We start from the raw sequence: 8,205 nt of genomic DNA, 5'->3' as shown, positions 1-8,205 counted from the left end.
GGTTACATTCCGAACCCGGAAGCTAAGCCTCACAGCGCCGATGGTACTGCAGGGGGGACCCTGTGGGAGAGTAGGACGCCGCCGAACAATTATTCAGAAGAAGCCCCCTGACGGGAAGTCAGGGGGCTTCTTCGCGTTTCCGGGGAATTTCCGGATACCCTTCGCCAATGCAGAACCTGACCCTGACCTGGCAAACCTCGGCCGTGGCTTCCACGGCGTTGTACGGTGCGGCGTTCGCCGTCAGGCGGGGCGTGGTGCGGCGGGGCGGCGCCGGGGGGCGCGGGAGTGGTGTGGCGGATGTGCTGCGGGAGGCGGGGACGCTGCTGGCGTTGTTCGCGCTGTGGCAGGTGGTCGGGCACTTGTCGCTGGTGGGGACGGAGCATGCGCTGGATCGGGCGGACTGGATCCACCGGACGGAGGCGAGTTTCGGGCTGCCGGACGAGGCGGGCTGGCAGCGGGCGGTGGTGGGGCATCCGTGGCTGGTGCAGGCGGCGAACTACTACTACGCGACGATGCACTTCGGCGTGATGCTGATCGTGCTGTTGTGGCTGTTCCTACGGCACCGTCAGCGGTACGCGTGGGTGCGGACCACGGTGGTGGCGACCACGGCGGTGTGTCTGCTGGTCCAGTTCGTTCCGGTGGCGCCGCCGCGGATGCTGCCGGGGAACGGGTTCGTGGATCTGGCGGCGCAGTACGGGCAGTCTGTGTACGGCAGTGCGGTCGCCGGGGTGGTGGCTGACCAGTTGTCGGCGATGCCCTCGGTGCACGTGGCGTGGTGCGTGATCGCGGCGGTGGCGGTGATCGCGGTCGCCCGTGGGCCGTGGCGGTGGCTGATGGTGCTGCATCCGCTGGTGACGGTGTGGGTGGTCGTGGTGACGGCCAACCACTTCTGGGCGGACGGGCTGGTGGCGCTGGCGATCCTGCTGACCGTCTACCTGGTGCAGGCGGCCCTGTCGGGGTGGCGTCGGCCGGAGGCGGCGGCGCGTGTCGGGGCTGAGCAGGCCGTGGAGGCGCGTCCCAAGAACCAGGACCACGAGCAGCAGCGGGAGCCCAGCGCGGTGGAGGGCTGACGGGTCGGCGGGTTCAGCCGGTCTGGGCGGAGAGCAGGGCCTCGGCGAGGGCGGTGCGGTAGTAGCGGCCGGCGGTGCCGGAGTGGGCGCGGGCGACCAGGCGGGCGTCGAGCAGGACGGTGAGGTGGTCGTCCACGGCGGCGGGGCCGAGGCCGGTGAGGGTGGCGAGCTGGACGGTGTCGCGCGGGCGGTCGAGGCCGGCGAGCAGTTCGGCGCGGGCGCTGCCGAGCAGGCGGCCGAGGCTGGCGGGCGGCGTGCGCGGGGTGGGGACGGGCGCGGCGGAGATCGGGTAGATCACGGCGACGCGGGTGGCGTCCTGGGTGATCCACCCGTGGCGGGCGCCGGTCGGGACGAACAGCAGCTCGCCGTCCGGGAGTTCGTCGGCGGGGACGGTGAGCTGGAGTCGACCGGTGGAGAGCCAGCGGTGCCGGGGGCCGAGCGCGGGGAGGGCGGCAGGCCAGCCGTGGTGGTCGGCGAGGCGGCGGCGGGCGGTGGCGTCGGCGCGCAGGGTGCGCAGGCGGGCCGGCCATTCGGGGTGGACGACGTGCTGCCAGGTCCAGTCGAGGAGCTCGGCGAGGGCGGGGGCCAGGTCGAGCCCGCTGAGGTCGAGTCCGTGGGGGGCGGCGTCCGGGTCGGGCGGGGGGAGGTGGAACTCGGTGGGCCAGTGGGCGGCCTGGCGGGCGGTAAGCCAGTCGGAGAGGTGGGGCGTGGTGGCGAGGTGCTGCTGGAACGCGGGCCGGCGGGTGGCGAGCCAGGCCCGGCGCCAGGGTTCGGGCCGGATCTCGGCGAGGATGCCGAGGGTGGCGACGGTCTCGACCAGTGGAGAGAACGCGAAACGGCATGCGGCGAGTGTCTCCGTGCTCACCTGCCACTGGCCCATGCGTCGCCTCCGAACGGAGACAGTAGCAATCGGCCGGTGGGCCGGGAGCGGTTTGTGGGATCGCCCGTCGGCGGTTCTCCTGGTGACTCGGTGGGTCTTAGGGTGGAGCGGCGGCCGAAGCCAGTTGCGTTGGCTTCGGCCGCGTCCTGTCCGGGGCGTCAGCCGAGGCGGCGGCGCAGGCCCCAGGTGGTGAGGGCGGCCAGGCCGGCGGTGAGGGCGAGGAAGATCGCGGTCTCGATCCACTGGAACGGCCAGTAGCGGTCAGCGGGCTGGTAGTCGATGGCGATGTGCAGGTTCGCGTGGGCGAGGCAGTTCTCGGACGGCGGTTCGTGGTTGCCGTTGTCGCACGGCTGGGTGCCGAAGGTGAGGGTCCGGTCGGTGCTGTCGCGGACGGGGGAGGCGTCGGAGAGCATCCACGCGCCGGGCATGTCGATGCCGGCGACGAAGGTGGCGGACGGTCCGTGGGAGCCGGTGAAGCCGAGCGTCCGCGCGGACCTCAGGGTGGCGGCGTCCAGCGCGACCACGGCGTGCACGGGCTGTTCGAGGTGCGGGCGGACGGCGAGCGGGACGAGCACCTGGACGGCGGCGAAGACGGCCAGGGTGACGGCCATCGCGGCGACGGTGCGGCGCAGGAACAGACCGAGGCAGCTGCCGAGGGCGACGGCGAACGCGGCGTAGCCGAGCGGGACGATGCCGCGGGAGGCGAACAGCAAAGGGTTGAAGCGGTCGTGGTTGAGGTGGTCCAGCGGGGAGGCGAACCAGGACACCAGCAGGCTGAGCAGCCCGGTGATGATCACTGCGGTGGCGCCGACCAGCAGCAGCTTGACGGCCAGCCATCGGCCGCGGCCGATGCCCTGGTTCCAGATCAGCCGGTACGTGCCGGTCTCCAGCTCACGGGCGATCAGCGGCGCTCCCCAGAAGGCCCCGATGAGTGCGGGTACCACGATGACCAGGGCGGTGCCCGTCCAGTAGGGGAAGGCAAAGGTGTCGACCAGCTGGTTCCCATCGGCGCAGCCGCCGCCCGGGCAGCCGGAGGTCAGGTCGTGGTACTTGTCCCGCAGGTCCAGGCCGGAGATCAGCAGGAAGACGGTGGCGGCGGCGAGTACGGCGGCGGCCACCAGGAACTGGGCGCGGAACTGACGCCAGGTCAGCCAGGTCATCGCTGGGGCTCCAGGGCGGGTCGGGGGTCGGCGGTGGCTTCGAGGTGGGCGAGGACCAGGTCTTCCAGGCCGAGCGGCTCCATCACCCAGGACGGGTCGTGGACGGCGGCGTCGGCGCGGACCACGAAGGTGCTCTGGCGTTCGGTGTGTTCGGCGTGCACCACCCGCATGCCGGCCGGCAGGGTGTCGGCGTCGCGGCGGGCGGTGGTGAGCCGGAAGTGGGTGGCGAGCAGGTCGTCGATCTCGCCGTCGGCCTGGATGCGGGAGCCGGCCAGCACGATCAGGTGGTCGCAGACCCGTTCCAGGTCGGAGACCAGGTGGGAGGAGAGCACCACGGTGGCCTGCGACTCGGATTCGGCGACGAACTCCATCAGGCTCTGCAGGAAGGCGCGCCGGGCGAGCGGGTCGAGGGCGGCCACCGGTTCGTCGAGCAGCAGCAGTTCGGGGCGTTTGGCGACGGCGAGGGTGAGGGCGAGCTGGGCGCGTTGGCCGCCGGAGAGGCGGCCGGCCCGCTGGGTGGGGTCGAGGCCGAGTTGCCGGATGCGGCGGTCGGCGAGGGCGGCGTCCCAGCGGGGGTTGAGCTTGGCGCCCAGGCACAGGTGGTCGTCGATGGTCAGGGCGGCGTAGGTGGGGGTGTCCTGGGCGACGAAGCCCACCCTGCCGAGTTGGGCGGCGTCGGCGGCCGGGGGTCGGCCGAACACCTCGACGGTGCCGCTGGTGGGGGTGAGCAGGCCGCAGGTGAGTTGCAGCAGGGTGGACTTGCCGGCGCCGTTGGGGCCGACCAGCCCGACGACGCGTCCGGCGGGGACGGTCAGGGTGCAGTCGGCCAGGGCCGTGCGGCGGCCGTAGCGCTTGGTCAGCGCCCGGGTTTCGACGATCGCGGTCATCGCTCCTCTTCGACGGTGCTTCGGAAGGTTTGGAGGAAGAGGGCCTCGATGGACTCCGGGTCCAGTCCGGCGGCCCGGGCCGAGGCCAGCCAGCGACGCAACTCCTGTCGCAGCGGCTCGTGTTCGGACGTGGCGGGGTCGCCGAGCGTGCCGGTGACGAAGGTGCCGACGCCGGGCTTGGGGGAGACCAGGCCCTCGTTCTCCAGTTGGCGGTAAGCCTTGAGCACGGTGTTGGGGTTGATCGCGACCTTGGCCGCGACGTCCTTGACCTTCGGCAGCCGGTCGCCCTGGTGCAGCAGGCCCAGTCGGAGGGCCTGTCGTACTTGGTGGACCAGTTGCAGGTAGGGGGCGACACCGGACCGGGGCTCGATGTGGAACTCGATCACCACAACCTCATTTATCTAGCTTCCTAGCACTATAGAACTGACGGGCCGACAGTTCGTCAAGTCAAGGATTCACCAATGGCGTTGACCAGCGCAGATGCGGGCGGGCGCGGACATGCCGAGGCCCGGGCGCCGTGGGGGTGGCGTCCGGGCCTCGGGGAGTGCGGCGGTTACTTGACCGGGAGTGCCAGCCGGCCCCAGCGTCCGCCGGTGAGGGTGGCGGTGGCCCAGTACCAGGAGGCCAGGCCGGAGAGGGCGGCGACCCAGGCGCCGACCTTGCCCCAGCCGCCGGTGTCGCTGAGGACGCCGATGGCGCTGAGCACCAGGGAGAGCGTCAGCAGGCCGTAGACCGCGCGGGCGAGCAGGCCGTCGCCCCAGGAGGCGGCGGTCAGGGTGAGCGCCAGCAGCGCCCACAGCAGCAGGAACAGGCCCGCGGTGTGCCGGCCGGCCCCGCCGGCCGCCGCCCAGGTCGCCCAGAAGGCGCCGAGGGCGGTGAACGCGGTGCCGCTGAAGCGGTCGCCGCCGCGGAACTGCCACAGGCCGGCGACGAACAGCGTCACCCCGCCGACCAGGTGGGCCAGCGAGGAGGCGCCGCCGACCGAGGTGCCGCTGAGTGCACCGGTGCCGAGCAGGCCGTACGCGAGCAGGGTGAGACCGAGGGCCAGGTAACCGAGTGGACCCGCGTCTGCGGATCGGGCGTTCGCCCCGGAGGCGTCATTGCTCACCGGAGGCTCCTTTCACTCTGCGCCAGGGCATGGCGAGATCGCGGTGAAGGGTGGGTGTGCGAGGTGGTTCCGGGTGCCGGGTCGTGGGCGCACCGAAGACGGGTGCGGCGGCTGCGGCGGAATGAGAGAACCGGCGGCTCAGCCGCCGGTCGATGCCCTCCGGGGTGGAATCCCCCGGCGCCTACGGTCTACCCGGCCCCGGGGATTTGTACCCTTGTGAACCGCCGGGGCGAGCAAGTGTGAGCAAAACGTGACTAGGACCTGCGCGCACGGCAAGATCGGCCGGACAGGCCCTAGTTGAGCCGCTGGGTCGGGATACGCAGGGTCAGGATCGCCATGTCGTCGGACGGCGGCTCGGGCGCGAAGCGCTCCACCGCGCGGTGCACCCGGGCGGCGACCGCGCCTGCGGTCAGGCCCGCGCAGCCGGTCAGCACCTCGATCAGGCCGTCGTCGCCGAGCATCCGGCGGCCCTCCCGCCGTTCGGTGACGCCGTCCGTGACGCACAGCAGCACCTCGCCCGGGGCGAGCACCAACTCCTCGGCGGTCAGGTCGAGTTCGTCCATCACGCCGAGCAGCGGCTGCGGCGAGGCGGCCTGGTCGACCTGACCGTCGGTGCGCAGCCGCAGCGGCAGCGGGTGGCCGGCGCAGACCAGGGACAGCGCGGTCGAGCCGTCCTCGCGGGGCGTCAACTCACCGTACAGCAGGGTGAGGAAGCGCGCCCGGCTGCCCTCGTCCAGGATGGCCGCGTTCAGCCGGGTGAGGACCTGCGGGGCGCTCAGGCCCTCGCGGGCCAGCAGGCGCAGCGAGTGGCGGGCCAGGCCGGTGACGGAGGCGGCCTCGGGGCCGGTGCCGCAGACGTCGCCGATGGCGAAGCCGTAGGTGCCCTCGCGGATCGGGAACAGGTCGTAGAAGTCGCCGCCGACCTCGTTGCCCTCGCCGGCGGCCTGGTAGAACACCTCGACCTCGACGCCGGGGATCTTCGGCAGCTCCGGCGGCAGCAGGGCGCGCTGGAAGGCCTGCGAGGTGGCGGTGCGCTCCGAGTACAGGCGGGAGTTGTCGAGCGCCAGGGCGGCGCGGCGGGACAGGTCCTCGCCGAGTTCCAGGATCTCCTGGCGGAACCGGACGCCGCGCCGGGTGCCGAGCACCAGCAGGCCGATCACCCGGTTGCGGGCGGACAGCGGCAGCACCACCGTCTCGCCGAGCAACCCGGCCAGTGCGGGGCTGTCGGCCAGGCCCAGCGCGCGGGCGGTGTCGGCGGGCGCCGTCCAGGGGCGGGCGCCGGGGCTGTACACCGCCTCCGGGGCGGCGGTCTTGTCGAGCAGGGCGCGCAGCGCGTCGATCCGGTCCTCGTCCTCGTGCAGCACGAAGGCGAGTTCGGAGCCGGCGGCGGCGTCCGCGGTGGTGTAGACGGCGCACCAGGACGCCAGGGTGGGAATCGCCATCTGCGCCATCAGGGCGAGCGTCTGCTCGTGCTCCAGGGTGCCCGCGAGCAGGTCGGAGGCCTCCACCAGGAAGGACAGCGAGCCGCGCCGCAGCCGCTCCAACTCGCCGAGCCGGGCGCTCTCCAGCGCGAGGGCGATGCGGTCGGCGGCGAACTGCAGGCGCAGCGCGTCCTCGTTGTCGTAGCGGCCGGGCGGGGCGGCGGCCACCCCGAGCGAGCCGGTCAGGCGGCCCTCGACCTTCAGCGGGACGGTGATCAGCGAGCGCAGGTCGGTGCCGGCCAGCAGCGGCGCGGCGCCGGGCCGCACCGCGAGGTCCTCGTGGACGGCCGGGAGCCGGGCCGAGTCGAAGCGGCCGGCGCCGCCGTCGATCGGCAGCCGGGCGAAGCGGCGGGCCGGGCCGGCCAGGCCGGTGGCGGCGCGCAGTTCGAACTCGGTCTCGTCCTCGCTGGTGAGCATCAGGTAGGCGGCGTCCGCGTCGAGCAGGTCGCGGGCGCGTTCGACGATCCGCTGCAGCAGGCTGGACAGGTCCTCGGGGGAGACCGGGCCGACCAGCAGGTCGAGCGGTTCGACGGCGGTGGTGGCGGCCTCGGCGGAGGCGGCGGTGCCCGGGGTGCGCAGCACCGCCCGGTCGGACTCGCGCACCAGCAGGCACAGCACGATCGGCGCGCCGCCGCTGTCGCGCAGCCGGACGTGGGCGCCGTACACCTCGCGGGCGGAGCCGTCGCCGCAGCGCACCGTGTAGCTGCCCTCCCAGCGGGCGAGGCGCAGGGTGTCGCCGAGGCCGAGGCCGGGGGTCTGCGGCCAGACGGCGAGTTCGGCCCAGGGGCGGCCGAACACGGCGTCGGCGGGGAGCCGGAAGAGCGATTCGGCGTCGGCGTTCCAGTGCCGGATCCGCCCGTGGTCGTCGAGTTGGACCACGCCGACCCGCACCGGCCCGTCCGCGGCGGGCAGTTCGCCGCCGGGCAGGCTGGGCAGGACGTACCGGGTGCCGGGCTGCTGCTGGGGCAGGGCGAGGCGGAACCAGACGGTCTTCCGCCCGGCCGCGTACTCGATGCCCCAACTGCTGGACAGCGCCGAGCACATGAGCAGCCCGCGGCCGCCTTCGCTGTCCGGGTCGCCGTACCGGTCCGAGTTGAGCGTCACGTTGGCGAACGAGGTCTGGCCGCGTTCCGGGTGCCGATCGCTGACCTCGATCCGGACGGTGTCCTCCTCGCGCAGGCAGGCCACCTCGGCGGCCGTCCCGGCGTGCACCACGGCGTTCGTGACGAGTTCGCTGACCAGCACCACGGCGTCGTCCACCACCTCGGGCAGGTCCCACCCGAGCAGGGCGTCCCGGACGAAGCCGCGGGCCGCGGCGGCCGACCGGTCGACCGGTTCGAAGGTGGCGGCTGCGCGCGCGGTGACCACGGCCACGTCTCCTCTGCTGCTGGTAGGGCGGGTGGGTCGGGCACTGCGGCGGCCAGGGCGGGGTCGCCTCGACCCGGTGCGGCCCTCCACCCTACTTTCCGGTTGGTACCCCGCGGGGGCGGGGCGCTGAAACAAGCCCCTGGGGGTGATTTCCTTCACGACTTTCTCCGGTCGTTCCCCTGATCGCCCGGGAAAACCCTCGGCAACCGGTCCGACACCGGGTGCCAGTGCTGTCACACTGGGGGGTCCGT

General features: G+C 73.1%; 7 protein-coding genes and 1 rRNA gene. 2 read left to right on the top strand and 6 right to left on the bottom strand.

Going from position 1 to position 8,205, the window contains the following annotated elements; all coding sequences use genetic code 11:
• Both rrf and ACZ6R9_RS31290 read left to right on the top strand, forming a co-directional pair.
• Positions 1-87, top strand: a 5S ribosomal RNA gene (rrf, locus tag ACZ6R9_RS31295); the annotation flags it as partial.
• A gap of 80 nt (positions 88-167) precedes the next feature.
• Complete coding sequence (locus ACZ6R9_RS31290) at positions 168-1,070, top strand: phosphatase PAP2 family protein (protein WP_465541943.1); 903 nt, start codon at positions 168-170, stop codon at positions 1,068-1,070.
• A 13-nt stretch (positions 1,071-1,083) separates the two neighbouring features.
• Here ACZ6R9_RS31290 and ACZ6R9_RS31285 read toward each other — a convergent pair whose 3' ends face one another.
• From ACZ6R9_RS31285 to ACZ6R9_RS31260, 6 genes are all read right to left on the bottom strand, one after another.
• Positions 1,084-1,950 (bottom strand): transcriptional regulator, encoded by an 867-nt coding sequence (locus tag ACZ6R9_RS31285; protein WP_465541941.1) that lies wholly within the window; start codon positions 1,948-1,950, stop codon positions 1,084-1,086.
• A gap of 158 nt (positions 1,951-2,108) precedes the next feature.
• Complete coding sequence (locus tag ACZ6R9_RS31280) at positions 2,109-3,110, bottom strand: ABC transporter permease subunit (RefSeq protein WP_465541939.1); 1,002 nt, start codon at positions 3,108-3,110, stop codon at positions 2,109-2,111.
• A complete protein-coding gene (locus tag ACZ6R9_RS31275) occupies positions 3,107-3,997 on the bottom strand; it encodes an ABC transporter ATP-binding protein (protein WP_465541937.1) in 891 nt (296 codons plus the stop codon). Before ACZ6R9_RS31275 ends, ACZ6R9_RS31280 begins: the two co-directional genes overlap by 4 nt.
• Positions 3,994-4,383 (bottom strand): GntR family transcriptional regulator, encoded by a 390-nt coding sequence (locus ACZ6R9_RS31270; RefSeq protein WP_380488798.1) that lies wholly within the window; start codon positions 4,381-4,383, stop codon positions 3,994-3,996. The genes ACZ6R9_RS31275 and ACZ6R9_RS31270 overlap by 4 nt, the downstream gene beginning before the upstream one ends.
• 167 nt (positions 4,384-4,550) lie before the next feature.
• Complete coding sequence (locus ACZ6R9_RS31265) at positions 4,551-5,105, bottom strand: GPR1/FUN34/YaaH family transporter (RefSeq protein ID WP_465541935.1); 555 nt, start codon at positions 5,103-5,105, stop codon at positions 4,551-4,553.
• Between the two features lie 293 nt (positions 5,106-5,398).
• Positions 5,399-8,089: a SpoIIE family protein phosphatase gene (locus tag ACZ6R9_RS31260; RefSeq protein WP_465541955.1), complete on the bottom strand. Its 2,691-nt coding sequence runs from the start codon at positions 8,087-8,089 to the stop codon at positions 5,399-5,401.
• Positions 8,090-8,205: the final 116 nt, after the last annotated feature.

Source organism: Kitasatospora sp. NPDC048662 (genome assembly GCF_055587065.1).
The sequence above is the reverse complement of the archived record's forward strand: the minus strand, read 5'-3'. Positions and strand labels throughout refer to the sequence as shown.